The sequence below is a fragment of the Paraburkholderia sp. BCC1876 genome, assembly GCF_902833695.1.
Taxonomy (GTDB): Bacteria; Pseudomonadota; Gammaproteobacteria; order Burkholderiales; family Burkholderiaceae; genus Paraburkholderia.
This window is the reverse complement of record NZ_CADFGI010000001.1, coordinates 566,441-592,840: the sequence shown is the minus strand read 5'-3', so window position 1 is coordinate 592,840 and position 26,400 is coordinate 566,441. Positions and strand designations below refer to the sequence as shown.

Annotated in this window: 24 protein-coding genes and 1 pseudogene; 14 read left to right on the top strand and 11 right to left on the bottom strand. The window is 64.4% G+C overall.

Going from position 1 to position 26,400, the window contains the following annotated elements:
* Positions 1 to 198 precede the first annotated feature (198 nt).
* The 3 genes from HWY05_RS02485 to HWY05_RS02475 all read left to right on the top strand — a co-directional run bounded on the left by HWY05_RS02485 (position 199) and on the right by HWY05_RS02475 (position 1,456).
* Positions 199 to 843 (top strand): PAS domain-containing protein, encoded by a 645-nt coding sequence (locus tag HWY05_RS02485; protein ID WP_035563390.1) that lies wholly within the window; start codon positions 199 to 201, stop codon positions 841 to 843.
* Positions 844 to 929: 86 nt separating this feature from the next.
* A complete protein-coding gene (locus HWY05_RS02480; RefSeq protein ID WP_176057280.1) occupies positions 930 to 1,124 on the top strand; it encodes a DUF1653 domain-containing protein in 195 nt (64 codons plus the stop codon).
* A 137-nt stretch (positions 1,125 to 1,261) separates the two neighbouring features.
* Positions 1,262 to 1,456, top strand: a complete 195-nt coding sequence (locus tag HWY05_RS02475; protein WP_035557981.1) for a YqaE/Pmp3 family membrane protein — start codon at positions 1,262 to 1,264, stop codon at positions 1,454 to 1,456.
* A 46-nt stretch (positions 1,457 to 1,502) separates the two neighbouring features.
* Here HWY05_RS02475 and HWY05_RS02470 read toward each other — a convergent pair whose 3' ends face one another.
* Complete coding sequence (locus HWY05_RS02470; protein WP_176057279.1) at positions 1,503 to 1,814, bottom strand: 2Fe-2S iron-sulfur cluster-binding protein; 312 nt, start codon at positions 1,812 to 1,814, stop codon at positions 1,503 to 1,505.
* An 85-nt stretch (positions 1,815 to 1,899) separates the two neighbouring features.
* Positions 1,900 to 3,897 carry a sigma-54-dependent Fis family transcriptional regulator gene (locus HWY05_RS02465; RefSeq protein ID WP_176057278.1) on the bottom strand — a complete coding sequence of 666 codons (1,998 nt, stop codon included), beginning with the start codon at positions 3,895 to 3,897 and terminating at the stop codon, positions 1,900 to 1,902.
* A gap of 403 nt (positions 3,898 to 4,300) precedes the next feature.
* Between HWY05_RS02465 and HWY05_RS02460 the strand changes: the two genes are divergently transcribed.
* Positions 4,301 to 4,591 carry a DUF1488 domain-containing protein gene (locus HWY05_RS02460; RefSeq protein WP_134964767.1) on the top strand — a complete coding sequence of 97 codons (291 nt, stop codon included), beginning with the start codon at positions 4,301 to 4,303 and terminating at the stop codon, positions 4,589 to 4,591.
* Between the two features lie 194 nt (positions 4,592 to 4,785).
* Here the strand turns inward: HWY05_RS02460 and HWY05_RS02455 are convergent, their stop codons facing one another.
* The 6 genes and pseudogenes from HWY05_RS02455 to HWY05_RS02430 form a co-directional block, all read right to left on the bottom strand.
* Positions 4,786 to 6,087: an NCS2 family permease gene (locus tag HWY05_RS02455; RefSeq protein ID WP_176057277.1), complete on the bottom strand. Its 1,302-nt coding sequence runs from the start codon at positions 6,085 to 6,087 to the stop codon at positions 4,786 to 4,788.
* Between the two features lie 209 nt (positions 6,088 to 6,296).
* On the bottom strand, positions 6,297 to 6,803 hold the full coding sequence (locus HWY05_RS02450) for a YaiI/YqxD family protein (RefSeq protein ID WP_035557966.1): 507 nt from the start codon (positions 6,801 to 6,803) through the stop codon (positions 6,297 to 6,299).
* Positions 6,804 to 7,036: 233 nt separating this feature from the next.
* Positions 7,037 to 7,297 carry a DUF4148 domain-containing protein gene (locus HWY05_RS02445; protein ID WP_035557961.1) on the bottom strand — a complete coding sequence of 87 codons (261 nt, stop codon included), beginning with the start codon at positions 7,295 to 7,297 and terminating at the stop codon, positions 7,037 to 7,039.
* A 153-nt stretch (positions 7,298 to 7,450) separates the two neighbouring features.
* Entirely contained in the window at positions 7,451 to 8,224 is a 774-nt protein-coding gene (locus tag HWY05_RS02440) for a slipin family protein (RefSeq protein WP_035557958.1), read from the bottom strand.
* On the bottom strand, positions 8,221 to 9,921 hold the full coding sequence (locus HWY05_RS02435; RefSeq protein WP_176057276.1) for a nodulation protein NfeD: 1,701 nt from the start codon (positions 9,919 to 9,921) through the stop codon (positions 8,221 to 8,223). Before HWY05_RS02435 ends, HWY05_RS02440 begins: the two co-directional genes overlap by 4 nt.
* Before the next feature lie 230 nt (positions 9,922 to 10,151).
* Positions 10,152 to 11,150 (bottom strand): annotated as a pseudogene (locus HWY05_RS02430) (AraC family transcriptional regulator); the annotation flags it as partial.
* 244 nt (positions 11,151 to 11,394) lie between these two features.
* Between HWY05_RS02430 and HWY05_RS02425 the strand changes: the two are divergent.
* The 10 genes from HWY05_RS02425 to HWY05_RS02380 all read left to right on the top strand — a co-directional run bounded on the left by HWY05_RS02425 (position 11,395) and on the right by HWY05_RS02380 (position 22,824).
* Positions 11,395 to 12,528: an acyl-CoA dehydrogenase gene (locus HWY05_RS02425; RefSeq protein WP_176057275.1), complete on the top strand. Its 1,134-nt coding sequence runs from the start codon at positions 11,395 to 11,397 to the stop codon at positions 12,526 to 12,528.
* A 197-nt stretch (positions 12,529 to 12,725) separates the two neighbouring features.
* Complete coding sequence (locus HWY05_RS02420; protein WP_176057274.1) at positions 12,726 to 14,420, top strand: AMP-binding protein; 1,695 nt, start codon at positions 12,726 to 12,728, stop codon at positions 14,418 to 14,420.
* Positions 14,421 to 14,479: 59 nt separating this feature from the next.
* Complete coding sequence (locus HWY05_RS02415) at positions 14,480 to 16,009, top strand: CoA-acylating methylmalonate-semialdehyde dehydrogenase (protein ID WP_035557946.1); 1,530 nt, start codon at positions 14,480 to 14,482, stop codon at positions 16,007 to 16,009.
* A 46-nt stretch (positions 16,010 to 16,055) separates the two neighbouring features.
* Positions 16,056 to 16,961 (top strand): 3-hydroxyisobutyrate dehydrogenase, encoded by a 906-nt coding sequence (gene mmsB, locus HWY05_RS02410; protein ID WP_176057273.1) that lies wholly within the window; start codon positions 16,056 to 16,058, stop codon positions 16,959 to 16,961.
* Complete coding sequence (locus HWY05_RS02405; protein ID WP_176057272.1) at positions 16,958 to 17,785, top strand: enoyl-CoA hydratase; 828 nt, start codon at positions 16,958 to 16,960, stop codon at positions 17,783 to 17,785. The genes mmsB and HWY05_RS02405 overlap by 4 nt, the downstream gene beginning before the upstream one ends.
* A complete protein-coding gene (locus HWY05_RS02400) occupies positions 17,782 to 18,921 on the top strand; it encodes an enoyl-CoA hydratase/isomerase family protein (RefSeq protein WP_176057271.1) in 1,140 nt (379 codons plus the stop codon). Before HWY05_RS02405 ends, HWY05_RS02400 begins: the two co-directional genes overlap by 4 nt.
* A 309-nt stretch (positions 18,922 to 19,230) precedes the next feature.
* Positions 19,231 to 20,808, top strand: a complete 1,578-nt coding sequence (locus HWY05_RS02395) for a helix-turn-helix transcriptional regulator (RefSeq protein ID WP_081936216.1) — start codon at positions 19,231 to 19,233, stop codon at positions 20,806 to 20,808.
* A gap of 259 nt (positions 20,809 to 21,067) precedes the next feature.
* The gene (locus tag HWY05_RS02390) at positions 21,068 to 21,250 is read left to right on the top strand and encodes a CsbD family protein (RefSeq protein WP_035557932.1); all 183 of its coding nucleotides are present in this window, start codon (positions 21,068 to 21,070) and stop codon (positions 21,248 to 21,250) included.
* Between the two features lie 90 nt (positions 21,251 to 21,340).
* Positions 21,341 to 21,583, top strand: coding sequence for a CsbD family protein (locus HWY05_RS02385; RefSeq protein ID WP_035557929.1), 243 nt, complete (start codon positions 21,341 to 21,343; stop codon positions 21,581 to 21,583).
* Between the two features lie 155 nt (positions 21,584 to 21,738).
* Positions 21,739 to 22,824: an AI-2E family transporter gene (locus HWY05_RS02380; protein WP_176057270.1), complete on the top strand. Its 1,086-nt coding sequence runs from the start codon at positions 21,739 to 21,741 to the stop codon at positions 22,822 to 22,824.
* Positions 22,825 to 22,915: 91 nt separating this feature from the next.
* Here the strand turns inward: HWY05_RS02380 and HWY05_RS02375 are convergent, their stop codons facing one another.
* The 3 genes from HWY05_RS02375 to HWY05_RS38225 all read right to left on the bottom strand — a co-directional run bounded on the left by HWY05_RS02375 (position 22,916) and on the right by HWY05_RS38225 (position 26,376).
* Entirely contained in the window at positions 22,916 to 24,172 is a 1,257-nt protein-coding gene (locus HWY05_RS02375; protein ID WP_035557924.1) for an MFS transporter, read from the bottom strand.
* An 87-nt stretch (positions 24,173 to 24,259) separates the two neighbouring features.
* Complete coding sequence (locus tag HWY05_RS02370; protein ID WP_176057269.1) at positions 24,260 to 25,087, bottom strand: siderophore-interacting protein; 828 nt, start codon at positions 25,085 to 25,087, stop codon at positions 24,260 to 24,262.
* A gap of 215 nt (positions 25,088 to 25,302) precedes the next feature.
* Positions 25,303 to 26,376, bottom strand: coding sequence for a PadR family transcriptional regulator (locus HWY05_RS38225; RefSeq protein WP_244146465.1), 1,074 nt, complete (start codon positions 26,374 to 26,376; stop codon positions 25,303 to 25,305).
* Positions 26,377 to 26,400: the final 24 nt, after the last annotated feature.

Here is a 26,400-nt window from a genome sequence, read left to right as displayed (position 1 = left end):
CGCACGAAAAAAAAACACTCGCCAAGCGAACAAAATTCACCGCGTGCGATGGCGACGTTGCGCGCGCTGCCGGTTTTTGAGGGCGTGATCGGTGCGGCGGTCGCGGCGGCCGGGCCGGGTGGCTACAATGTCGAGTTGCCGCGCGAGGCCATCCGGCATGGCGGGCACGCGGCATCCTTCGAACACTGCGATTTTCCAATGCGCAAGACAACCGTGTCTCCTGTGAAAGACCTGCTGCTGGAGCGCTACGCTCCCATCGCCGACGGCATAGCGGCGCTGTTTTATCCGTGTGCCGAAGTGGTGATACACGACCTGCGCGATCAGACCATCGTCTACCTCGTGAACAATCTGTCGAAGCTCGAGGTCGGCGGGCCGTCGGTGCTCGACGAAGTCCACTATGCGGCGCGCGGCCAGACCATCGGACCGTACGAGAAACTGAACTGGGACGGCCGGCGCATGCGCTGCGTGAGCAACATCCTGTTCGACGACGAGCGCAAGCCGGCCGGCATGTTGTGCATCAACTTCAACATCGCGGTGTTCGAAGACGTGCGCTCGACGCTCGATCTGTTCATCAAGGGCGGCACGCTGTCGGACGCGCCCTCGGAGGACCTGTTCCGCGACGACTGGCAGGACCGCATCAATACGTATCTGCACACGTGGCTGCGCGAGCGGCAGATCGGCGTTAACGCGCTCACGCGCGAGCACAAGCGTGAAATCGTCGAAGCGCTGCATGCGCAAGGCGCATTTCGCGGCCGCAGTTCGGCGAACTACGTGGCGGCCGTGCTGACGATGGGGCGCGCCACCGTCTACAAGATTCTGAAGCAGATGAAAGAGGGCGGCTGAGCTCGGAACGATGTTTCCGAAGGGGATGCGTCGAGCGTCACCGGCCCCACGTGCTGCGGTTTTCAATTCAACGAAGGAGCATTCGAATGGTGCGTTACCGGCACTACAAAGGCGGTCTGTATGAACTGGTTTGCGAGGCCATGCTGGAGTCCGATCCCACGGTCACGATGATTGTGTACAAAGCGGCCAATGGTACGATCTGGACGCGTCCGGCTTCGGTTTTTTTCGAGCTGATCGAGGTCGACGGCGTAAAGGTGGCGCGCTTCGCGCCGATCAGCTAGACGTTCGTGTTGGTGTTTGTGTTTGCGTTCAGTTTGGTGGTAAGGCGGTAGCGGTTGTTATCGCCATAGCCATCGTCATTGCGCTCGCACTCGAAACACGCTTGCCGCCATCATCATTACCCAGACAGGAATTTCGAATGCGTCTCTTGCTTGCCATCGTTTTGCCGTGGTTCCAGTTCTTCACGATCGGCCGTCCGTTCGCGGGGATCATCTGTCTGTTGCTGCAACTCACAGTGATCGGCTGGATTCCGGCCGCGATCTGGTCGGTGTATGCGCTGAGCCAGTACACCACGGATAAAAAAATCGCCCGGGCAATGGGCAACTCGCGCTAAGCCAGGTTAGCGCGCATCGGTGCTCAAGATGCCGATGGCGCTGCGTTCATTTCAGTGGCGCCAGCCCGAGCGCATCGGGGACGTCCAGCACCACATCGGTTTCCGCGATCGCCACGCACGGCAGGATATAGCCTTCGGTCTTTTCTTCGCGGCTCAGCCCCGGCCATTCGATCGTGTAGCGCACGCGTCCCGCCGTCATCCGGCACATACACGTGCGGCACGTGCCATTGCGGCACGAGCGCGGTAAACGCAGATTCGCGAACCCGGCGGCTTCGAGAATGGTCAGAGAATCGGGTGCGTCGAAGCTCTGGCCGAGCGGTTCGACGCGAACCAGCGGCGGGCGGGTGGAATCGGACATCGTGTGCGTCTGTGACGGATTGCGTCACACTTTACACGGTGCTGGTTCTGTTGACTGTGTTAACAAGCCACCTCAATGCCCCACCTCAATGCGTCGTCCCGGTGCGCCGCAAATACCTGTACACGGTATTACGCGCCAGTCCCAGTTCGCGTGCCGCCGCCGACACATTACCGCCGAGCCGAGCGAGCGTCTGCGTGATCAACGTGGCCTGCCACTCCTCCATTCGCGCGGGCGATTGCGTCGCAACACGCGCGCCGCGAGCGTCGCCATCATCGCAGCGTGCCACCACCGCCGCCAACGGCCTCACCACCTCACCGCCCACCAAATCGACGCAATCCTGCAAAAAGTCTTCCGGCAAATCATCGAGCTCGATCTGCTCCGCGCCTTCGGCCATGATGCTCGCGGTGCGCAGCACGTTGGCCATCTGCCGCAAATTGCCTGGCCAGCGACACTGCGCGAAACGCTCGAGCACCGCGGCCGACACACGGCGCGGCAGACGCTCGCCATCCGGCTGCAACGCCAGGATGCGCGTGACGAGCGCCGCCAGATCGCTGCGCTCGCGTAGCGCCGGCAACGTGACGACGAGCCCGTTGATCCGGTAATACAGGTCTTCGCGGAAGGTGCCCGCTTCGATCATTTCACGCAGATTGCGGTGCGTTGCGCAGATAACGCGCAGATCGACCGGAATCGCGCGCGTGCCGCCGAGCGGCACGACGGTGCGTTCTTGCAGCACCCGCATCAGCCGCACCTGCTGCGCAAGCGGCATATCGCCGATTTCGTCGAGGAACAGCGTGCCGCCGTCGGCCTGCACGATCTTGCCGATGCTGCCGCGCTTTTTCGCGCCGGTAAACGCACCGTCTTCGTAGCCGAAGAGTTCGGCTTCGATCAGCGTGTCCGGCAGCGACGCGCAATTCAACGCGACGAACGGCGCGCTCCGTCGCGGCGAATCGTGATGGATCGCACGCGCGAGCCATTCCTTGCCGGTGCCGGTCTTACCGAGCACGAGAAGGGGAATATCGCGGCCACGCAGTTTGGCCACACGCCGCAGCACCGTGGCCATGTGCGCATCGCCGGTGTCGAGCGTTTCCAGGGTCGCGAGCGGGACGGGCTCGCCTCGCTGCTGTGCCGCCGTGAAGGTCGCCTGCGCCGACCCGGATCCAAACTCGCGCGACGAACCCGCCCGACTCTCTGCCGGCGCGACATAACGCGGCGTCGCGTACTCGCCGCGCGCCACCACGCGCACGCCGCTCGGCAATGTCAGTTCAATGCTCTCGCCAGGCGCGCGCGTGATCTGCTGCAACAGCTTCGCGAACGCGATTCCGAACAACGCATCGATCGGTTGCCGTTGCAGATCGGTGAGCGGCTGCCCGAATTGAAACAGCGCGCTGCGATTCGCCGACAGAAACCGACCGTCCGGCGCGAAGGCCGCGAGCCCTTCGAACAGCGTGCCGATGAATTCCGCGCGCGCGTGAAAGTGAACCCGGATCGCATCGGCGAACTGGTTGGAGAACAGATGATTTTCGATCATCTGCGCCGACATTCTGACGAGCGCGAGCGTGTGCTTATGAAAGCCGCGCGTGTCGCCGCTCACGTCGAGCGCACCGATGGTGCGTCCGAACGGATCGGCGATCGGCGCGCACGAACAGGTGAGAATCCGGTTGGCATGCAGAAAATGTTCGCCGCCATGCACGACGGTGGGTTGTCCGTCGACCAGCGCGGTGCCGATCGCATTGGTGCCGCGATCCGCTTCGGCCCACGACACGCCCGGACACAACGCGACGCGATTGGCTTTCTCGACGAAGTCGCTGTCGCCGAGACTATGCAGGATCACGCCGTGGCTATCGGTGAGCAGCACCATGCTTTGCGTGTCGACGATCTGCGCGTGCAGCGTTTCCATGACCGGCAACGCATGCGTGTAAAGCGATTGATTGCGCTCGACGAGCTCGCGCAACACCGGCTGACGCAGCGGATGAAAATCCGGCGTTTCCGACGCACGCAGGCCGATCTCGACCGAACGGGCGTGAGCTTGCGCGATGACATCAGGCCGACCGATGCTGGCCGGCGAGGCTGGGCGTTGGGTCAATGCGTGTCTCCGGTGATCGGACGCGACGGGTGCGTTGCCCGTCGCTCGATGCCGCATCGCAACATATGCGTTTGCGGCCCAACAGCGATATTACAGGACGAAGCGCATCGTGCGCGGCACCGGAAAGAACCGGGTTCGCGCCCACCGCGCGCCCTAAAAAACCGCAACAGGCACCAAAATCAAGCAAACGAAAAGGAAAACTTGCGCCGCGCCAGAACTCGTCTAGAGTGAATCAAATCACCTCCGCGGGGCGCGAATTGCGCGGCCGTCGTCATGGGGTGACGAGCCCGCGTCGCCGGCAATCGAACAAGGAGGAGGCAACGGCAGGCGCGATCGGACGTAACCGGCGTGCGCATAACCCGGCGGCATCATGCGCGGCGCCCAACCTTCCAGGTGAACTCCCATGCAGATCCTATTCCCGAACGAAACTCCTGAATATTCAGGTCGCGAACTCACTTTGGCGTTCCCGGCGATGGTCGACGGGCAAAGGGTGGAATGCATGATCACTGCGGAAGCGCTGGAAGACCACTACGGCGCGGCATCGCCGCGGCTGGAAGACATGGTCGGCGCATTCGACGCGCATCGCACCCGGATCGAAGCGGCCACGCGGCGTTTGCTGTCGGAAACGCGCGCGCAGTGCCTGGTGTTGCGAAGCGGCTATGTGCGCTTCTACGAAGCGAACTGGCGCAACTGAGGCGCCAATGGTCTGACTGCCGGAAGCGTGGAGGGTGAAGCAACCGCGCCAACCGGCGTCCCAAGTAATCGAGCCTGAACGAGTCCAATCGTGCTTGAGCTTGTCTGAGCGTGCGGCTTTGCGCCGCATCGACTCATGTCGTTGCCGCATCGCGCGGCAGCCGACTTTTCAGATATTCAGATCAGGCGTCGCCATTATTCGCTGCCGAGATAGAAGTAGCGGAACAGGAAGATCGCGGCGATGATCCACACTACCAGCTTCACCTTGCGCGCCTGGCCCGTCAGCAGTTTCAATCCCGCATACGAAATGAAGCCGAACGCGACGCCGTTGGCGATCGAATAGGTGAACGGCATCAGCAGCGCGGTCAGCGCGGCCGGCACGACTTCGGTGGCGTCGTCCCACGGCAGGTCGAGCATTTCGCGCAGCATCAGACACGACACGTAGAGCAGCGCCGGCGCCGTCGCATAGCCGGGCACCACGCCCGCCAGCGGCGCGAAGAACAGCGCCGCGAGAAACAGCACGGCGACGGTGATCGCGGTGACGCCGGTGCGTCCACCCGCCTGCACGCCCGACGCGCTTTCGATATACGCGGTGGTCGACGACGTGCCCAGCATCGAGCCCGCCAGAATCGCCGTGCTATCGGCGAGCAGCGCGCGGTTCAGTCGATGCATCTTGCCTTCCACCAGCAGCCCCGCGCGATTGGCCACGCCCATCAGCGTGCCGGTCGCGTCGAACAGTTCGACGAGGAAGAATACGAGGATCACGTTCAGCACGCCGGTGGACAGCGCGCCGCGAATGTCGAGCTGGAACAGCGTCGGCGTGATCGACGGCGGCGCGGAGACGATGCCGTGAAACTGGTTGCCGCCGAAGAAAAAGCTCAACACGGTCACGCCGACAATGCCGATCAGAATCGCGCCGCGCACGCGCAGATAGTCGAGTGTGACGATCGCGAAGAAGCCGACCACCGCGAGAATCACGTGCGGGCTGTGCAGATCGCCGAGCGTGACGAGCGTGGCCGGATTGCCGACCACCACGCCGGCCGTCTTCAGCGAAATGATCGCGAGAAAGAGGCCGATGCCGCCGGTGATCGCGATGCGGATGGAGTGCGGAATGCCGTTGACGATCACCTCGCGCACCCGAAACAGCGTGACGATCATGAACAGGCAGCCGGAGATGAACACCGCGCCGAGCGCGGCCTGCCACGTGAAGCCCATGCCCTTGACGACCGTGTACGCGAAGTACGCGTTCAGGCCCATGCCGGGCGCGAGCGCGATCGGGTAATTCGCGTACAGACCCATGATCAGCGAGGCCAGCGCGGCCACGATGCAGGTCGCGACGAACACCGCGTCTTTCGGCATGCCGGCGTCGCCGAGAATCGCCGGGTTGACGAAGATGATGTAAGCCATCGTCAGGAAGGTGGTCAGTCCTGCGAGCACTTCGGTGCGCAGGTTGGTGCCGGCGGCGTCGAAGCCGAAGTAGCGGTTTATGGCGTCCATGAGGCGGGTCTCTCGTCGTTCAGAAAGCGTTTCTTGTGGTTGAGGCGGTGAGGCTGAAAATCGGGCGATGCGGCGCTCGGCGTCGCTTTGTTTGTGTGGCTCTTGCGTCGGCGCCGCAACTGCCGAGCAGCACGGCGGCGCTACGGCCGGATTGTAATCACGATTGACGGCGGCACGGCGTGTCGGGGCTTGAAGTCATGCGCAAACGCTTAGGCGGTGGACGATTCGTCGGGCGACTGTGGCGTCGGCGCATCAATTGGCGCGGCGGGTTTGGGTTGCCGCGCCAGCCAGCGATCCAGTTCGCTCGCGAAGCTCTTGCTGTCGCGCGGGCTGAAGGCGGCCGGGCCGCCGGTGTCGACGCCGCTGCCGCGCAACTGGTCCAGCATTGACCGCATGCGCAGCCGTTCTTCGATCGTGCCGGGCGTGTACCACTCGCCGCGCGGGTCGAGCGCCTGCGCGTGTCTGGCCAGCACGGCGGCGGCAAGCGGAATGTCGGCGGTAATCACGAGATCGCCCGCGACGACGCGCTCGGCGATCAGATTGTCGGCGGCGTCGAAACCGGCCGGCACCTGGATCGCGCGGATCAGCGGCGAGGGCGGTACGCGTAGAAACGAATTGGCGACCAGCGTCAGCGTCATGCCGGTGCGGCGCGCGGCGCGGTACAGCATTTCCTTGATCACGACCGGACAGGCGTCGGCGTCAACCCAGATTGGCATCGTGCGGATTCCCACTGCGGGGTGTGTCGAAGGGGCGAGATGATACCTTGCCAGCGAGCGAGGCGGCGCGGCAAGCGGATTTACGATGTTGTGGGGAAGTGCGGAAAACGCGAGCGTGGAGCGTAGACGCAGGCAAGCGGACCAAGCGGACAGGAAAGACACGCCTAACCCACAGCGCCCACGACCGTTGCAGTCGCGGGCGGCCCGGCATGCCGCGTAACGGCGGAAGCCGCTTACTGCGTCATCGTCCCGCCGGCCGCTTGCGCGCGCCGTGCCGCGACGATGCGCCCCGCGCGCTGCGCGTTGTCCGGATAGTCGATCCAGTCGAGCGGGTCGTATCCGGCGGCGCGCCAATCGGCGAGATCGGCCCGGACCTCGGCACGCGTTTTCGGCGCTGACGGGTCATTGGCGCGAACCGAAGTCTGCGCGAACGCGCTGCTCATACTCACGGCGGTCAACAACGCGCCGAGTCCAACCAGAGATGCAATTTTCATGACGAGCTCCCAGGGAGCGGTTAAAAACAATCCCCGTATTCTAGTTTTGGCCTCTATGTCGAGTAAGGCGATTGAAGGCAATGCACCGTTTCACTTCGCGGCTCAATCGGGATCTCACGACACGGTCGCTGATGAAGCCGCTGTTAAAGCCAACTAGGAAGCCGACGGTTTGCTGAAGCGATCCAGCACCGCGCTCAACAGATCGATCGGCAGCGGAAACACAATCGTCGAATTCTTGTCGGCGGCAATCGTGGTGAGGGTTTGCAGATAGCGCAGTTGCATGGCCTGCGGTTGCTGCGCCAGCGTTTGCGCCGCTTCCAGCAGATGCTGCGAGGCCTGCAATTCGCCTTCCGCGTGAATCACCTTGGCGCGCCGCTCGCGCTCGGCTTCGGCCTGACGGGCGATCGCGCGAATCATCGTTTCATTGATGTCCACGTGCTTGATTTCGACGATCGACACCTTGATACCCCACGCGTCGGTTTGTGCGTCGAGCACTTTCTGGATGTCGGCGTTGAGCTGCTCGCGATCGGCGAGCAGTTCGTCGAGTTCATGTTTGCCGAGCACCGCGCGCAGCGTGGTTTGCGATAACTGGCTGGTCGCCTCGAAGTAACGCGCCACCTGAATCACCGCCTTCTCCGGATCGACGACGCGGAAATAGACCACCGCGTTGACCTTCACCGAGACGTTGTCGCGCGTAATCACGTCCTGCGGCGGCACGTCGAAGACGATCGTGCGCAGATCCATGCGCACCGCCTGCTGCACGATCGGAATGATCAGCACGAGGCCCGGCCCCTTGACCTTCCAGAAGCGCCCGAGCATGAACACGACGCCGCGTTCGTACTCGCGAAAAATCCGTATCGATGAAGCAATCAGCGCGGCCACCAGCAGAATCAGAATGCTGGTGAAGCCGAATGTGAAACCGATCATGAGCGTTCTCCTTGTTGTCGCCCTTCCGTCGGCACCACGGTGAGCGTCAGGCCGCGCCGCGCGATGACCCGCACGGTGTGGCCCGCCGCAACCGGGGCCGCGCTGGACACCCGCCAGCGCTCGCCATGCACTTGCGCCCAGCCGGCGAGCGGGGCGTCGGCGGGGGTTGTTTCGGGGAGGGTGGCGGCGCGGTTGGCGGCGCTGACCGCGTTCCTCGTGGGGCCTGGGGTTGCGTTGCCAACTGCGTTTCCCGCAGCGCTTCCAGCAGCGTATTCAGCCGGGTTTTCAGCTAGGTTTTCAGGCAGCAAACCCCCGTCGAGCACCACGCCGACGCTGCCGATCAATGCTTCCGCTCCCGTCACCACCGGCCGCCGCCGCGCGCGCAACGCGAGCCGCGATACCCCGAGCACGAACAGCACGCTGAACACGACGACGGCGGCGATCATCGGCAGGGGAATGCCGTAGCCGGGCACGTCGGTATCGATCAGCATCAACGCGCCGATCACGAACGCGACCACGCCGCCGAAACCGAGCGAGCCGAAGGTCGGCAGGAACGCCTCGCCGATCAGGAACGCGATGCCGAGAAAGATCAGACCGAGGCCGACGTAATTGACCGGCAGCATCTGCATCGCGAACAGGCCGATCAGCAGACTGATCGCGCCGACCACGCCCGGCAGCACGAAACCCGGGTTGGCGAATTCGAAGAACAGGCCGTACATGCCGATCATCAGCAGGACCAGCGCCACATTGGGATCGGTGATGACGGCGAGGAAGCGGCTGCGCCAGTCGGCTTCGAGTGTGACGATCGGGGCGTGGGCGGTGTCGAGCGTGACGTCGCCGCTGCGGGTGGTGACCTTGCGGCCGTCGAGTTGGCGCAGCAGGTCGGGGAGGTCGCGCGCGTTCAGATCGACCACGTGTTGCGCGAGGGCTTCCGCGGCCGACAGGCTGACGGCTTCGCGTACCGCGCGCTCGGCCCAGTCGGCGTTGCGCCCGCGCATTTGCGCGAGGCCGCGGATGTAGGCGGCGGCGTCGTGAACCTGCTTGCGGAGTTCGGTCGATTGGGTGTCGAGGGGGAGGGTGTTGGCGCTAGCCTTGGCAGCGGCGGACGCGCCTGATGTGCCACTGGCACTCGTTGAACCGGCACCGGCACCGGCACCGGGCAACCCCGGCATTCCACCACCCGCGGGCGGCTCCGCACCGCCCATGCCCATCTGAATCGGCGTCGCCGCGCCGAGGTTGGTCCCCGGCGCCATCGCCGCGATATGGCTGGCATAGACGATATACGTCCCGGCACTCGCGGCCCGCGCGCCGCTCGGCGCAATGAACGTGGCCACCGGCACCGGCGACGCGAGAATCGCCTTGATGATCTGCCGCATCGACGTATCGAGGCCGCCGGGCGTATCGAGTTGCAGCACGGCGAGTTGCGCGCGCTGCTCGGCGGCGCGTTGCAGGCTGCGCACGATAAAGTCGGCGCTGGCCGGACCGATCGCGCCATCCACCGGAATCACCACCACGCTGCCGGGCGCTACCGCCGCTTCGGCCCGTAACGGCGCCACCGCTTCGCACGATGCGAATCCAATGGCCAAAAGCACGCCGAGCGCGGTCATGCCGCGCATCAACCGGCTCACGGCACCGCCACGGATAAGCGGCATGCGCGAGCCAGACTGCCGGAACGGGAGACGCGGATACGTGCTCATCGCTGACGGCTGCCGCGCCGCGTCGACAGGATGCGAGCGGCGCGGGCCGAACCCTCTGGTAAGGCAGGCCTGCTTCTTACAGCTTAGTCCGATTCCGCGCGCCGCGTGAAATCGCCGCGCGCCTTGCCTGGCGTCTTCACCGCCTTTACCGCCGTACTACCCGTACTCGCGGTACTAGCCGCACCAGCCGCACCAGCCGTAGCCGCACCAGCACCCACCCCACCTCCCACCGGCCGATAGTCAGTCGGCCGCATCCCCGTCCACTTCCGAAACGCGCGATGAAACGCACTCGGCTCGGCAAAGCCCACCGACGCGGCAATATCCGCAATCGTGCGGTCGGTGTCCTGCAACTCGCCGATCGCGATGTCGCGCCGCAGGTCGTCCTTGATCGACTGATACGTATAGCCTTCCTGCTTCAGATGCCGCCGCATGGTCGCCTCGGCCACATTCAGCCGCCCGGCCATCCGGTCGGCGGCGGGCCAGCCGGACATCGGCAGCGCGCGCAGCATCTTGCGCACGCGCGCCGCGAGCGAGCCAGGATTGCGATACTTGACGATAAAACTGCCGGGCGCGTCGCGTAGAAACGGCTTGACCGATTTCGTCGTCTGAATGATGGGCAGTTCGAGAAACGCCGGCGATAAATCGACATATGACTCGGCCTGGTCGAAGCGCATCTCGTCGCAGAAAATCAGCCGGTATTCGCGCGCGGCGGGCGGTTCGGCGCAGCGAAAACGCGCCTCGAACAACGGAATACGCCGCCCGACCAGCCAGCACAGCAGTCCATAAACGAGGATGAACCACGTCGCATAGGCAAACATGGCCGGCGGCGGCGCGCCCTCGCGCTCGACGAAACGCAGCCTCACGCGCTGCGCATCGGTTTCGACGCGCGCGCCGAGATCGTCCAGCACCAGCCGCATGAAGCCGACCGCCCGCGCGAGCGCCTGCGCGCCGTTGCGCGCGGTCAACGCGGTCTGCGTCATCGCGATAAAGCTGCCGCTTTTCATGCGATGCGAATCCTGGCCGAAAAACTCGTCGTCCAGTGCGCGCGCGATGCCGGCCCACAGCGCGCCGTATTGCGCCGCCGACACGCGGCTCTTCGGCGAAGCCAGCAGCGCCGCCGCGATGCCGGTCGCTTCGGCCAGCGGCAGCGCGTCGAAGCCGCTCGCGCGCGCCAGCGCCAGGGTTTCCCCGACCATGCTGACGGAAATCGTGCCCTTGTCGTTTTTCATCTGACTCTGCTCAAGCTGGCAAAAGCGCTCAACATTTTCCTTGTGACGATTCGCCAAGCCCTTGAACTTGCGGCTCGAATCGGGCTTGCATAGTATCAGTATGGCAAATGCGCTCAGCCAGAATGATCGGGCTGAGCATCGAACCTGTCCAGCGGCTTGCCTACACTTGTCTTTTATGAGATCGCGGGCGCCCGGGAGACAGGGCCTTCACCGTGATCAGACGGACCAGACAGGATCGAGCGCCATGGACAGCTTCTACACCGAAGACCAACGAATGATCCGCGACGCCGCGCGTGACTTCGCCACCGAACAACTCGCACCGCACGCGGCGCAATGGGACCGCGAAGCGCAATTGCCCGCGGAGGTCGTCACGCAGATGGGCGAACTCGGCTTGCTCGGCATGATCGTGCCGGCGGAATGGGGCGGCTCGTACACCGACTACGTGGCCTACGCGCTCGCGATCGAAGAGATCGCGGCCGGCTGCGCGTCGTGCGCCACGCTGATGAGCGTGCATAACTCGGTCGGCTGCGGGCCGATTCTCAACTTCGGCACCCAGGCGCAGAAAGACCGCTATCTGCAAGACCTCGCGACCGGCCGCGCGATCGGCGCGTTCTGTCTGACCGAGCCGCAGGCGGGTTCCGAGGCGAACAATCTGCGCACCCGCGCCGTGCTGCAGGACGGCAAGTGGATCCTCAACGGCAGCAAGCAGTTCGTGACCAACGGCTCGCGCGCCGATATCGCGATCGTGTTCGCCGTCACCGATCCCGAGCTCGGCAAGCGTGGGTTGTCGGCCTTCATCGTGCCGACCGATACGCCGGGCTTCAACGTCGGCAAGCCGGAGCACAAGCTCGGCATTCGCGCGTCCGACACCTGCCCGATCTCGCTCGACGATTGCGCGGTGCCGGAAGAGAACCTGCTCGGCGCACCGGGCGAGGGCTTGCGCATCGCGCTGTCGAATCTGGAAGGCGGGCGGATCGGTATCGCCGCGCAGGCGGTTGGCATTGCGCGGGCCGCGTTCGACGCCGCGCGCCTCTATGCGAGCGAACGCATGCAGTTCGGCAAGGCGATCAAGGATCATCAGGCCATCGCCTCCATGCTCGCCGACATGACCACGCAATTGAACGCCGCGCGCTTGCTGGTGCATCACGCGGCGCGCTTGCGCACGGAAGGGTTGCCGTGTTTGTCGGAGGCGTCGCAGGCGAAACTGTTCGCGTCGGAAGCGGCCGAGCAGATCTGTTCGAAGGCGATCCAGATTCACGGCGGCTACGGCTATCTGGAAGACTATGCCGTGGAGCGTCACTATCGCGATGCCCGCATCACGCAGATTTACGAAGGAACCAGCGAAGTGCAGCGTATGGTGATCGCGCGCAATGTTTAAACGCGAGGCAGACCGCGTTTGAGCGCAAAATAGTTTGACCGCGGAGCCGACGCGCGAGGAAGTCGGCGCGTGGGTGTAAAGCGGCAAAGAACCAAAGCAGCAACGCAGCAAAGCCAAAAAAATGGAGCGCATAGCGCGCCACCAATGCGACCCGAGTCGGCGCCCACCGCCAACCCGGATCGACACAGGAGACGACGATGACGGCAGCGAAAGGTTTCTTCGACGCGCGCGACTTCCTACTGCGCCACCGAACCGACTACGACCGGGCGTACCGCGAATTCACGTGGCCGGCGTTGGGCGAGTTCAACTGGGCGCTGGACTACTTCGACGTGATCGCGCGCGACAATCACAACCCGGCGCTGTGGATCGTCGACGACCCCACCAGCGACGGTCTGCGCCTGTCGTACGCGCAGATGTCGGAGCGCTCGTCGCGCATGGCGAACTACCTGCGCAGTGTCGGTGTGGGCCGCGGCGACCGCTTGCTGCTGATGCTGCCGAACCGCGTCGAACTATGGGACGTGATGCTCGCCGCGATGAAGCTCGGCGCGATCGTGCTGCCCGCCACCACGCAGTTGTCAGCCGACGACGTGCGCGATCGCGTGCAGATCGGCGGCGCGAAATTCGTGGTGGTCGACAGCGCGGAGTTGAGCAAATTCGACACGCTCGACGTGCCGCTTACGCGCATCTCGGCCGGCGCACCGCGCGACGGCTGGCTCGATCTTGCCGCGGCCTACGAAGCGTCGCCGCACTTCACCCCGCAGGGCGTCACGCTCGCCACCGATCCGCTGCTGCTGTACTTCACGTCGGGCACGACGTCGAAGCCGAAGCTGGTCGAACATACGCATCAAAGCTATCCGGTCGGGCATCTGTCAACCATGTACTGGATCGGCCTGCAACCGAACGACATCCACTGGAACATCAGCTCGCCGGGTTGGGCCAAGCACGCGTGGAGCTGCTTCTTCGCGCCGTGGAATGCGCAGGCCTGCGTGTTCGTGTTCAACTTCCCGCGCTTCGTGCCGAAAGACACGCTGAACGTGCTGGTGCGTTTCAACGTCACCACGTTGTGCGCGCCGCCCACCGTCTGGCGCATGCTGGTGCAGGAGCCTCTGACCGACTATCCGGTCAAGCTGCGCGAGATCGTCGGCGCGGGCGAGCCATTGAATCCGGAGATCATCGAGCGCGTGAAGCACGCGTGGGGCATCACGATCCGCGACGGTTTCGGCCAGACCGAAACGACCTGCCAGATCGGCAACTCGCCGGGACAACCGGTGGTGGCGGGATCGATGGGACGTCCGTTGCCCGGCTACAGGATCGAACTGGTCGATGCCGACGATCAACCCGTCACGGAAGGCGAAATCGCGTTGCCGCTCAACGGCGCGCGTCCGCTCGGCCTGATGACCGGCTACGCCAATAACGCCGACGCCACCGCGCAGGCCATGCGCAACGGTTTCTACCGCACGTCGGATGTCGCATTGCGCCGCGACGACGGCTACTACGTGTATGTGGGCCGTGCCGACGACGTCTTCAAATCGTCTGACTATCGTCTGAGCCCGTTCGAACTCGAAAGCGTGCTGATCGAACACGAAGCGATCGGCGAGGCGGCGGTAGTGCCAAGCGCCGACGCACTGCGTCTGTCCGTGCCCAAAGCATTCGTCACCGTGCGTCAAGGTTACGAAGCCGGCCCGGAACTCGCGCGTGCCGTGTTTGCGTTTTCGCGCGAAAAGCTCGCGCCGTACAAGCGGATTCGCCGTCTGCAATTCAGCGAGCTGCCGAAAACCATCTCCGGCAAGATTCGCCGCGTCGAGTTGCGGCGCCGCGAAATGGAGCGCGAAGCCGAACCCGCGCGCTTGCCGGACGAGTACTGGGAAGAGGATTTCCCGGACCTGCGTTGATTCTTTTCATTCCCAGTTACTGCCCGGCCGCCGCGCGGCCACTGCACAGGAGTTTCAGCATGAACGCAATTGCTTCGAACCAGGCGGCGCACGAAGTGGCCACCGTCAAGTTGCTGATCAACGGCGAGTTCGTCGAATCGAAGACCACCGAATGGCGCGATATCGTCAACCCGGCCACGCAGGAAGTGCTGGCGCGCGTGCCGTTCGCCACCGCCGCGGAAGTGAACGAGGCGATCAGCTCCGCGCACGCCGCGTTCAAAACGTGGAAGGACACGCCGATCGGCGCCCGCATGCGCATCATGCTGAAGTACCAGGCGCTGATCCGCGAGAACATGCCGCGCATCGCGAAGACCTTGAGTGCCGAACAGGGCAAGACGATTCCGGATGCCGAAGGCGATATTTTCCGCGGTCTGGAAGTGGTCGAGCATGCGTGTTCGATCGGCACCTTGCAGCAGGGCGAATTTGCGGAAAACGTGGCGGGCGGCGTGGATACGTACACGCTGCGTCAGCCGATCGGCGTGTGCGCCGGTATCACGCCGTTCAATTTCCCCGCCATGATCCCGCTGTGGATGTTTCCGATGGCGATCGTCTGCGGCAACACCTTCGTGCTGAAGCCCTCCGAACAGGACCCGATGTCGACCATGCAACTGGTCGAACTCGCGCTCCAGGCCGGCATTCCGAAGGGCGTGCTGAACGTCGTGCACGGCGGCAAAGACGTAGTCGACGCGCTGTGCACGCATGAGCTGATCAAAGCGGTGTCGTTCGTCGGCTCGACGGCGGTCGGCACGCACGTGTATCGCCTGGGCAGCGAACACGGCAAACGCGTGCAATCGATGATGGGCGCGAAGAACCACGCCGTGGTGCTGCCCGACGCGAATCGCGAGCAGACCCTGAACGCGCTGGCCGGCGCCGGCTTCGGCGCGGCCGGGCAGCGTTGCATGGCGACCTCGGTTGTGGTGCTGGTGGGCGCGGCGCAGCAGTGGGTGCCGGAGATCGTCGCGAAGGCGAAAACGCTCAAGGTCAACGCGGGCAGCGAGCCGAATACGGATGTCGGCCCGGTGGTCTCGCGCGCGGCGAAGCAACGCGTTCTCGGCCTGATCGAAGCGGGCGTGAAAGAAGGCGCCACGCTCGCCCTCGACGGCCGCGACGTGAAGGTGCCGGGCTACGAGCAGGGCAATTTCATCGGCCCGACGGTGTTCACCGACGTCACAACCGAGATGCAGATTTACACGCAGGAAATCTTCGGACCGGTGCTGGTGATTCTGAATGCCGCCACGCTCGACGACGCAATCGCGCTCGTCAATCGCAACCCGTTCGGCAACGGCGTCGGCCTGTTCACGCAGAGCGGCGCGGCGGCGCGCAAGTTCCAGAGCGAGATCGATATCGGCCAGGTCGGCATCAACATTCCGATTCCGGTGCCGGTGCCGTTCTTCAGCTTTACCGGTTCGCGCGGCTCGAAGCTCGGCGATCTCGGCCCGTACGGCAAACAGGTCGTGCAGTTCTACACGCAGACCAAGACCGTCACGGCCCGCTGGTTCGACGACGACACCGTCAACGACGGCGTCAACACGACCATCAGCCTGCGCTGAGCGCCTGGTTTAATCAGCGATCACGCGAACACACGGAGACGACATTATGAAAATAGCTTTCATCGGACTCGGCAACATGGGCGCGCCGATGGCGCACAACCTGCTCAAAGCCGGCCACGCGGTCAATGTGTTCGACCTCAACGCGCAGGCGGTGCAGGCGCTGGTCGACGCCGGCGCGAAAGCCGCCGCGTCGCCGCAAGCGGCGGTGACCGACATGGAATGCGTGATCACGATGCTGCCGGCCGCCGCGCATGTGCGCAGCGTGCTCACCGCGGCCGACGGCGTGTTCGCAGGCATCGCCAAAGGCGTGACGATCATCGATTCGAGCACGATCGATCCGGTCAGCGTGAAGGCCTTCGCCGAACTCGCGGCGCGGCACGGCAATGGGTTCGTCGATGCGCCCGTGTCGGGTGGCACCGGCGGCGCGGCGGCCGGCACGCTGACCTTCATGGTGGGCGGCAGCGCGAGCGCGTATGAGCAGGTCAAGCCGGTGCTGTCGGCCATGGGCAAGAACATCGTGCATTGCGGCGACACCGGCACCGGCCAGGTCGCGAAGATCTGCAACAACCTGGTGCTCGGCATCACGATGGCGGGCGTGGCCGAGGCGATGTCGCTCGGCGAAGCGCTCGGTATCGACGCGAAGGTGCTGGGCGGCATCATCAATACGTCGACGGGGCGCTGCTGGAGTTCAGACACGTATAACCCGATGCCGGGTGTGATCGAGACCGCGCCGTCCACGCGCGGTTATACGGGCGGTTTCGGCACCGATCTGATGCTCAAGGATCTGGGCCTCGCCACCGACGCCGCCCGAAGCGCGCGTCAGCCGGTGTATCTCGGCGCGCTTGCGCAGCAGCTTTATCAAACGATGAGCACGAAAGGCGCGGGACGTCTCGACTTTTCCGCCGTGATCAAGTTGTATCGCAACGACAGCAAGGACGGGGACGCGTCATGATCGAACTCGACTACGCGCACGACGGCGCCGTCGCGCTGCTGACGCTGAAGCGGCCGCCCGCCAACGCGTTTACGCCCGAGGGCTTGCTGCAATTGCAGCAGACGGTCGAGCGATTGAACGTCGAGGCGCGCGTGCGAGCCATCGTGATCACCGGCGACGGCCCCAGGTTTTTCAGTGCGGGTGCCGATCTGAACACCTTCGCCGACGGCAATCGCGAAGTCGCGCGCACTGCGGCGGCGCGCTTCGGCGCGGCGTTCGAAACCTTGCAGAACGCGCGCCCGGTAGTGATCGCGGCGATCAATGGCTACGCGATGGGCGGTGGACTCGAATGCGCGTTGGCGTGCGATATCCGCATCGCGGAACAGCACGCGTTGCTGGCCTTGCCCGAGACGGCGGTCGGCTTGCTGCCCTGCGGTTGCGGCACACAGACACTGCCGTGGCTGGTCGGCGAAGGCTGGGCCAAGCGGATGATCCTGACTGGCGAACGCGTCGACGCAGCGACCGCGTTGCGGATCGGTCTGGTCGAGGAAGTCGTCGAGAAAGGCGCCGCGCGCGAGGCCGCGCTGAGCATGGCGGCACGGGTCGCGAATCTGAGCCCGCAAGCGGTCGGCTTCAGCAAGACGTTGATTCATCAGGGACGCAACGGCGTGCCGCGCTCGGCGGCGTTGGCGCTGGAGCGCGAGCGTTTCGTCGATCTGTTCGACGGCGCCGATCAGCGCGAAGGAGTCAACGCGTTCCTCGAAAAACGCGCACCGCGTTGGGAGGTGGCGCAGGGGCAGCAGGGCGATCACTCTGCTCAGGCCGTGCAGGAGACGAATCGATGAGCGCCGTGCAAAGCGCCGCGCTCGACACGCAAGTCGAAGCGGAACGCGAGATTCTGTTTCGCGTCGTCAATCGCGTGGCGATCATCACACTGAACCGGCCGGCCGCGCTCAACGCGCTATCGCACGCCATGGTGCGCGAACTCGCGGTGCTGGTCGAACATTGCCGTAGCGACGACGGCATCGTCGCGCTCGTGCTGAAGGGCGCGGGCACCAAAGGCTTCTGCGCCGGCGGCGACGTGCGCGAAGTGCAAAAGCTGGCGAAGAATGCCGACAGCCGCTGGCTGGCGTTCTTCGTCGACGAATACCGGCTCGACTACGCGCTGCATACGTTCCCGAAGCCGGTGGTCGCGCTGCTCGACGGCGTGACGATGGGCGGCGGCATGGGGCTCGGCCAGGCGGCGCGGCTGCGTATCGTCACCGAGCGCAGCAAGATCGCGATGCCGGAGACGCGTATCGGCTTTCTGCCTGATGTCGGCGCGACGCACTTTCTGGGCGTGATGCCGCCGGAACTGGCGTTGTATGTCGGGCTGACCGGCGCGACGCTGTCCGGCGCGGATGCATTGCGCCTGCAACTCGCCGATCTGTGCGTGCCGGCCGAGTGGCTCGCTACCTTCGAAGAACGCCTGCAGCGCATGCCGCACGACGGCGATCTGCTCGCCGCGTTGCGCGGCGTGTTCGAACCGCCGTGCAACATCATTCCGCACGCGGCGGTAGGGCCGTTTACGCAACTGATCCTGCGGCACTTCGACCGGCGCTCGAGCATCGAACGCATGGTCGCGACATTGCGCCACGATCTGGAGCGCGAGCCGCCGCGCGAGGTCAGGCAATGGCTGCAGTCCACCTACGACGCGCTCGCCGGCCATTCGCCCACCATGCTGTACGTGACGCGTGAGGCGCTGTTGCGCGGCCGGCAGATGACGCTCGCCGAGTGCTTCCGGATGGAATTGGGCATCGTCAAACGCGTGATCGACGAGGGCGACTTCTGCGAGGGCGTGCGGGCCCAATTGATCGATAAGGACCGCAAGCCGCGCTGGGCGCCTGCCACGCTGGCTGAAGTGCGGCCTGAGCGGGTCCGGCATTTTCTGGCGTCGCCGTGGAAGCGCGAGGCGCATCCACTGGTTGCGTTGGGGGCTTAGCGGAGCGCGATTTGACAAGGTTTGACGCGGCGCGGGTCAGCGCCGCGGAATGACGCGTGAATCCTTCTGACGGCGCTGCAATGGCGCCGTATTCGTACTTTCTACCGGTTCGTCCTGAAGTTTGCTCGTATCAGACCCGGAAAAAGCGTGAAGTTTGCCGGTTTGCCCACGCGACCGGCCTGTCTCCCCTGCATCTGGTGCACTTGCATCAGACCGCCTGGTGCATTGGCTATTGGCATAACGCCGCGATTTCGGCGATTCTGCGGTCTGGACAGGCTATCGCGCACGGTTCGCGCGCGCAAAAACATAATGACCGACACGACTTCCGCTGCACCGGCGTCACTGGTGCAATCTCCCGCTTCGGACGACGCCCCGCCGCCGGACGACAAAGTGCTGCGCTCGCAGACCGATCGTCGCCAGTTGCAGCAGATCATCACCGGGCTCACCGAGGGCGTGATTCTCGTCGAGCCGGATCAGACCATCGTCTGGGCCAATCAGGCGGCGCTGGAGATGCACGGCATCACCGAAGTCGCGCAACTGGGCGCCGATGTCACCGAGTACCGCGAACGCTTCCGGCTGCGCTACCGCAATAACCATCCGCTGCCGGAAGGCAGTTATCCGATCGAGCGCGTGGTTGCGGGTGAATGCTTTAGCGACGTAGTGGTCGAAGTTTTTCCCGCGCACGACGACGAAGTGAACTGGGTGCACCGCGTGCGCAGCCTCGTGCTGACCAATGCGCGCGGCGAGCCCGACTGTCTCGCGCTGATTCTGCACGACGCCAGCGAATGGGCGAGCGCCGAGAAGCGCTTCGAAAAGACCTTCAACGCGAATCCCGCGCCGGCCGTGATCTGCCGGCTGAGCGACCAGCGCTACATCAAGGTCAACCTCGGCTTTCTGGAGATGACCGGCTACGCGCGCGAGGACGTGATCGGCCGCTCGGTGTACGAGCTCGACGTGTTCGAAGGCGCTGATAAACGCGAGCTCGCGATCGAACGCCTCAGCGAGGGCGCGACCATTCCGCAGATGGAGGCGTTGCTGCGCCTGCCCGAAGGCGGCACCAAGTTCGTGGTGGTGGCCGGCCAGCCGATCGACATCGGCGAAGAGGCCTGCATGCTGTTCACGTTCATGGATCTGGAGCCGCGCAAACGCGCGGAAAGCGCGCTGCGCCAGAGCGAGGAACGCTTCGAGAAGTCGTTCAGGATGACACCGGTATCCACCGCGCTATTCGTCGCCGACGACTACACCACGCTCGATATCAACGACGCGTTTACCGTGACCACCGGCTTCGGCTCCGAAGAATTGCTCGGCAAGCCGCTCGATCAGAGCCCGCTCTGGACCGACGACGCCTGCGCTCGGATCAGCGCGGCGCTGGTCGAATCCGGCAGTTTGCGCAACGTCGAATTTCTGGTGAAGAGCCATGGCGGCGAGACGCTGAATTGCCTCGTGTCGGCGGAAGCGGTCAGCATTCACGGCAAGGACTGCGTGTTGATGACCTTGCTCGATATCACCGAGCGCAAGCGCTCCGAAATGGAACTGGTGACCGCGATCGAAACCGTCATGCAGGACGCCTCGTGGTTCAGCCAGACCCTGATCGAAAAGCTCGTCAACGTGCGGCGCGCGAATGCGCCCGACGCGGGCGGCCATCTCGCCGATCTGACCGCCCGCGAGCGCGACGTGTTCGCCTGCCTGTGCGGCGGTCTCGCTGACAAGGAGATCGCGCGCGAATTGGGGTTGGCGCCGAACACGGTGCGTAACCACGTCGCCACGATCTACGCAAAGCTCGACGTGCATAGTCGCGGCGAGGCGATTGTGTGGGCGCAGACTCGCGGGCACTTTGGGCTCGCTCAGGGGAGTGCACCGCGCAGAAAGGGTGCGAAGGGCGCGTGAGCGGGTTTCAGGCGGTTTTTTTGCTGTAGAAACGGTCCGGGAATGAATCGTGCTGCTGATGTTCGCCCTGGTCTGAAGTGGATCGGGTCGAAGTGGGGCGAATGGTCAGGCGGTGTAGGTGGAGACGGCTCGTAGGAGAGGCTCAAATGCACCAGACGATCACTTGCATTCGCGGCTTTCGTCCGGTGCATTGAGCCGGGACAATGAAATCCTGAGTCGGCAACTCGTTGGCAACTCAACTTTTTTCAAGGAAACCGTCATGGACAAGAATCGCGTAGAAGGTGCGGCAAAACAGGTCAAGGGCTCCGTGAAGGAAGCGATCGGCAAGGTCACGGGCAATCGCACGACGCAAGCCGAAGGCGCGGCGGAAAAGCTCGCCGGCAAGGTGCAATCGAAGGTCGGCGAGGCCGCGGACGCGGTGCGCGACCGCGTGAAGCGCTAGGCCGATATCGCACTACCGGCACATGAGGCCGTCATGGCCGGCCGCCTTCGGGCGCCGGCCGCTTGCTCACTCTATTCAAGGACAAACACGATGAATGCCAATCAGCTCGAAGGGACCGTGAAAGACGCGGCAGGCAAGGTGCAGGACGCGGTCGGCGGCCTCACCGGCGATATGGATTTGCAAGCCGAAGGCAAAGTCCGCCAACTGGCCGGCAAGGCGCAGGCGAAATACGGCGACAGCGTCGATCATGTCGCCGAAACTGCGCGCAACAATCCGATCGGCGCGCTGCTGATCGCGGTCGGCGTCGGTTTTCTGCTGGGCAAGCTGATGTGACGCTTGCGTGTGTCGCGCCGTCCGATGCGTTCGGCACCGGCCGCGCGGCACGCTTCGCTGTTTTAACCCCGCCGGTGCCTGATTGATCCGATGGTTGTCCGATGCTCCCGGCGCGTTCGAGGCGCCGGATCTCATCGTCTATTCGAGGAAGGTTCATGCTGGGATTCGACGTTTCCACGGCCAGAAAAGTCTGGACCGCGTTTCTGATCGCGCTGCTGCTGTTTGTTATCTATACCGCTTCGTCCGCCGTGCTGGTGGTCGTGTTCGCGGTCTTCTTCAGCTACCTGATTTACCCGATGGTCGATCTCGTCGAGCGGATCCGGCCGCGGCGCGTGCCGCGCGTGGCGTCGATCGCGCTGGTGTTCGTCGTGGTGGTCGCGGTGATCGCGGTGGTCGGCTCGATCTTCGGCGTTCAGTTGCAGGATCAGGCCTCCCATCTGTTCGCGCAACTGCCCGAGCTGATGAAGTCAGATGTGCCCAACCGTCTTCCGTTGCCGCATTTCCTTGAGCCGTTGCGCGAGCGGATCGTGGATTTCGTGCGCAGCCAGATCGAGACCGGTTCCGACAAGGCCGTGCCGATGGCGCGCAGTGTCGGCCTCGGCGTCGTGCATGCGGCAAGCAACCTGATTTATCTCGTGCTGATTCCGATTCTGAGCTTCCTGCTGATCAAGGAAGGCCCGCAAATGCGCGACGCGTGTCTGGCGTTGCTGACGGACCGGCATCGTGTTTTGTGGGCGGAGATCGTCACGGATCTGAACGTGCTGCTGTCGAAGTACGTGCGAGCGTTGCTGTTTTTATCGCTGGCTACGTTGATCTGCTACGGCGTCGCGTTCTCGCTGCTCGGCGTGCCTTACGCGTTTCTGCTCGCGGTCAGCGCGGGTTTGCTGGAGTTCGTGCCGTTCGCGGGACCGCTAGGTGCGGTGGCGATTACCCTGGTAGTGGCGGTGTTCAGCGGCTATCCGCACCTGCTGTGGCTGGTGATTTTTATCGTGCTCTACCGGCTGTTCCAGGACTACGTGCTCAATCCGTATCTGATGAGCGAAGGGGTGGAAGTCAGCCCGTTTCTGGTGATTGTCGGCCTGCTGGCCGGCGATCAGCTCGGCGGTGTGGCGGGAATCTTTCTCGCCGTGCCGGTGATCGCGATGCTGAAGATCATTATCGGCCGCGCCTGGGTCTTCTACTCGGCTTCGCGTGCCGAAGGCGACGCGGCGCGGCGTGCGCTGACGGGTAAAACCGATTGACGGTTTGCGCGGGTCTGGTGGGTTCTTCCGGATGAGGGAGTCGCTCCGCGCTCTGGATGCTTGGGACCCGAAGCGCGGAGCGGCCCGCAGATTAACTTTCTCCGATCGCGTCGACCGGCAACGCGCTGGGCGGCGGTGCATTGTGTTTCGAGCCGTGCACGCGCGAGACCCAGAACAAACCGATCGACGCAATGGCTACCGCGACCACGCCCACGGTGCCGTATCCGTCGATCCGGCCGGTCGGCGAATTGCTCAACATCAAACCGCCGAACCACGCGCCGCAGCCCATGCTCAGCGCCTGAATCGCGCTGTTCGCACTGAGGAACGCGCCGCGCCGCGCGGGCTCGGGCACGGTGGTCAACAGCGCCTGCATCGGCACCATCCGCCCGGACAGCAGGACCATGAAGAATGGGAAAAATAGCACCAGGCCGTAGAACGGCAAATCCGGCAGATGCGTGACAAACAGCACGGGCAGGAACGACAGCACCGCCATGACCCGGAATACGCGCCGCGTGCCGTAGCGGTCCGCGAGACGGCCCACCCGGCGTGACGTGAAGAACGTCGCCGCGCCACCCGCCATGTACAGCCAGGACAACTGCTCGGGCGCTACACCGTGATTGGCGACCAGCACCGGCGAAATGAACGGAATCACCAGCATGTGCGAGACCATCATGACGAGGGTCAGCGCGAACGCGTTCAGATGGCGTGGGTTGCTCAGGAGCCGCCACAGATCCGGCAGCACTTCGGCGAGCGGCGGCGGACGCCGGCTCAAATGCTCGGCAAGCGACGGCACCTGCTTCTGGGCGACCACCCAGACCACGACCGACAACACCACCAGCAGAAAGAACGGCGCGGCCCAACTGAAGTGCGCCCCCAGCATCACGCCGGCCGGCACGCCGGCAATCGCGGCGAGCGAGAAGGCCGTCATGATCGTGCCGGTCGCGGCGCCGCGGCGATTCACCGGAATCACGTCGCTGACGATCGCCATGATCACCGAGCCCAGTACGCCGCCGGTGAGGCCCGCAAAGGCCCGTGCCGCCAGCAGCAGCGGAAAGCTGCTCGCGAGCGCGCAGGCGAGGTTCGACAGCGCGAACAGCGCATACACGGTGAGCAGCAGGCGACGCCGGTCGAAGCGGTCGATATAGGTTGCCGCGAACAGCCCCGACAGACCCGAACACCACGAATACGCCGATACGGCCGTGGCGAATGCCGCCGGCGTGATCGCGAAGGTGTGCATGATCTGCGGGCCGAGCGGCATCATCACCATGAAGTCCATGATGATGGTGAACTGCGTCAGCGCGAGCAGCCAAAGCAGATGGCGCTCGTGTTTGCTGCTGATTGAATACATCGAATGATTCCTCGTTGTAGTTGTTGTTGTCCGAAGCGCGCCGCTCGATGCCGAAACGCCGTGCGAATTATCGCGCGGCGCTTTGGCTCAGTCATCAAGGTTTTCGTGAACCGCCACGGCGCCCTGTTTCCAGTAGCTGGCCGCGCGAATGCGCGATTTGTCGACGCCGCGTTCGGTGCACAGGTGATAGCGCACCGCGCGCATCGTCGCCGATTCGCCGGCGGCCCACACGTAGCCTTCGCCGTCTTCGGGCAGATAGATTTCGCGGACCGCTTGCAGCAGCGGCTCGCCGCGATAACCTGTTTCGTTGCGGTAGCACCAGACCAGATGCAGTTCGGCGCGGGTGGTGAACTCGATGCGCGCGGACGGATCGGCCACTTCGATGACGGCGGCGGCACGCGTGCCGGCCGGCAGTTCCTCCAGGCGGCGAGCGATGGCCGGCAAGGCGGTGTCGTCGCCGATCAGCAGATGCCAGTCGAAGCCGGTAGGAATCACCAGCGAACCGCGCGGCCCGCCGACGCCGAGATACTGGCCGACTTTGGCTTGCGCCGCCCACGTGGCGGCGGGGCCCGCTTCGTGCATCGCGAATTCGATGTCGAGCTCGCGCGCTTCGCGGTCGAAACGGCGCGGCGTGAAATCGCGCGCGGTCGGACGCGGCTGGCCGGCCGGGAACACCGGACCGTCGGGGCCGGCTTCCGGCAGCGCCGGTCGGTCCGCGCCGGGTTCGGGGAAAAACACCTTGATGTGGTCGTCGAACGAAGCGGAGACGAAGTCGTGCAGATCGTCGCCCGTGAAGGTGACGCGGATCAGGTGCGGGGTCAGCGCATTTACCTGCTTGACCTGCAGCAGACGGAACTTCAAGGGATGCCGTACGCGCTGGACTGTCAGGTCGGCTCGGTGATCATTGGTCAGCATAGAGGGTTGCTCCTGGGTCGACCCGGGTTAGCACTTCAGCGCTGACTCGGGTCCCATGCAACCGGGTTGTATCGATTCGAATTAGCGTTTCAGCGCTCATTCGGTGCGATGCAACAGGGTTGCGGTGGGTCGGTTGACGCGAGAGCGCGCACGGGGCAGCGGCTTCTCGCGGGGATCGCGGGGACAAGCGTATTGCGGGGACGGGCGGTGCGATCTCAAGAGGTGGGCTGTTCGCCGCTCTGCTCGTTGTTGTCGTTGCTAGGCTTGATGTCGCTTTCAATTTCTCTCGCCGCGCGCATCAGAATCACGGCGATGCGGCGCTGTTCGTCGGCCGACGCGTTGCCACGCAGCACCAGCATGTTCTTCAGCTTGCGCCGCGCTTCGGTCAGCTCGGGCAGCCAGCCGCCTTCGCTGATGTCGGCCGGTTCTTCGTCGGCAAACGCGCGACGCACCGAATCCATCTTGCGGGCGAAATGGCTCAGCTTCGCGAGCATCAGGTCGATGCGGTCGCGGTTGGCGGCCAGATAGTCGCGGCCCGTGTCCGACAATTCGTAGCGCTTGCGATTGCCTTCCAGTTGTACCGTCACGTAGCCGAGTTCTTCCAGATACGTGAGCGCCGGATAGACCATGCCGGGGCTCGGTGTGTAGAAGCCGTTCGAGCGCGTTTCGAGCGCTTTGATCAGCTCATAGCCGTGGCTCGGCTGCGCTTCGATCAACGACATCAGCAGCAACTGCAGGTCGTCGGAGCTGAATTTGCGGCCGCGCGGGAAACCGTCGCCGTCGCCGCTGAAACCGCCGCCGCCACCTCCACCACCTCCGCCGAAGCGGCCGCCACGACCGCCGCCGCGATGCTCATGGTGGCCGCCGATGGCGTGCCACAACGCGTGGAGTGAGAGGCGGTCGTGGCCGCGGCGGCCGTGGGTGTGGCCGTGGGCGTGGCCGTGACCATGGGTGTGACCGCGACCGTGGGTTTCACTGCGCGACTCGTGGCGGCCGTGGCCTTCATCAGCATAGGCGTGATGGCCACGATGGCCGCGTTCGTCGCGATGAAACTCGTGATGACGCCCATGGCTTTCGGCATCGCGTTGAAACTCGCGCCGCTCGCCGCGCTCGCCGCGCTCGCCGCGCTCGCCGTGGCGGCGTTCGACGCCTTCGCGACGTTCACCGCGATACTCAGGGTGCTGGCGGGTGAACGCGTGCCACAGCGCATGCAGCGACGCACGTTCAGGGCCGGTATGGATGCTGTCGTCCGCGCTGCGCGAACGGGAAAAACGGTGATGATGACGCATCTTGGGCGCTCCGTTTGTGTCTTA

Coding starts and splice junctions, on each gene's coding strand:
- HWY05_RS02400 (WP_176057271.1), top strand. CDS start 17,782: ATGAGCGCCGTGCAAAGCGCCGCGCTCGACACGCAAGTCGAAGCGGAA.
- HWY05_RS02450 (WP_035557966.1), bottom strand. CDS start 6,803: ATGCCAATCTGGGTTGACGCCGACGCCTGTCCGGTCGTGATCAAGGAA.
- HWY05_RS02415 (WP_035557946.1), top strand. CDS start 14,480: ATGAACGCAATTGCTTCGAACCAGGCGGCGCACGAAGTGGCCACCGTC.
- HWY05_RS02425 (WP_176057275.1), top strand. CDS start 11,395: ATGGACAGCTTCTACACCGAAGACCAACGAATGATCCGCGACGCCGCG.
- HWY05_RS02390 (WP_035557932.1), top strand. CDS start 21,068: ATGGACAAGAATCGCGTAGAAGGTGCGGCAAAACAGGTCAAGGGCTCC.
- mmsB (WP_176057273.1), top strand. CDS start 16,056: ATGAAAATAGCTTTCATCGGACTCGGCAACATGGGCGCGCCGATGGCG.
- HWY05_RS02480 (WP_176057280.1), top strand. CDS start 930: ATGGTGCGTTACCGGCACTACAAAGGCGGTCTGTATGAACTGGTTTGC.
- HWY05_RS02445 (WP_035557961.1), bottom strand. CDS start 7,297: ATGAAAATTGCATCTCTGGTTGGACTCGGCGCGTTGTTGACCGCCGTG.
- HWY05_RS02375 (WP_035557924.1), bottom strand. CDS start 24,172: ATGTATTCAATCAGCAGCAAACACGAGCGCCATCTGCTTTGGCTGCTC.
- HWY05_RS02380 (WP_176057270.1), top strand. CDS start 21,739: ATGCTGGGATTCGACGTTTCCACGGCCAGAAAAGTCTGGACCGCGTTT.
- HWY05_RS02420 (WP_176057274.1), top strand. CDS start 12,726: ATGACGGCAGCGAAAGGTTTCTTCGACGCGCGCGACTTCCTACTGCGC.
- HWY05_RS38225 (WP_244146465.1), bottom strand. CDS start 26,376: ATGCGTCATCATCACCGTTTTTCCCGTTCGCGCAGCGCGGACGACAGC.
- HWY05_RS02470 (WP_176057279.1), bottom strand. CDS start 1,814: ATGTCCGATTCCACCCGCCCGCCGCTGGTTCGCGTCGAACCGCTCGGC.
- HWY05_RS02455 (WP_176057277.1), bottom strand. CDS start 6,087: ATGGACGCCATAAACCGCTACTTCGGCTTCGACGCCGCCGGCACCAAC.
- HWY05_RS02405 (WP_176057272.1), top strand. CDS start 16,958: ATGATCGAACTCGACTACGCGCACGACGGCGCCGTCGCGCTGCTGACG.
- HWY05_RS02440 (WP_035557958.1), bottom strand. CDS start 8,224: ATGATCGGTTTCACATTCGGCTTCACCAGCATTCTGATTCTGCTGGTG.
- HWY05_RS02435 (WP_176057276.1), bottom strand. CDS start 9,921: ATGAGCACGTATCCGCGTCTCCCGTTCCGGCAGTCTGGCTCGCGCATG.
- HWY05_RS02370 (WP_176057269.1), bottom strand. CDS start 25,087: ATGCTGACCAATGATCACCGAGCCGACCTGACAGTCCAGCGCGTACGG.
- HWY05_RS02475 (WP_035557981.1), top strand. CDS start 1,262: ATGCGTCTCTTGCTTGCCATCGTTTTGCCGTGGTTCCAGTTCTTCACG.
- HWY05_RS02485 (WP_035563390.1), top strand. CDS start 199: ATGCGCAAGACAACCGTGTCTCCTGTGAAAGACCTGCTGCTGGAGCGC.
- HWY05_RS02460 (WP_134964767.1), top strand. CDS start 4,301: ATGCAGATCCTATTCCCGAACGAAACTCCTGAATATTCAGGTCGCGAA.
- HWY05_RS02385 (WP_035557929.1), top strand. CDS start 21,341: ATGAATGCCAATCAGCTCGAAGGGACCGTGAAAGACGCGGCAGGCAAG.
- HWY05_RS02395 (WP_081936216.1), top strand. CDS start 19,231: ATGACCGACACGACTTCCGCTGCACCGGCGTCACTGGTGCAATCTCCC.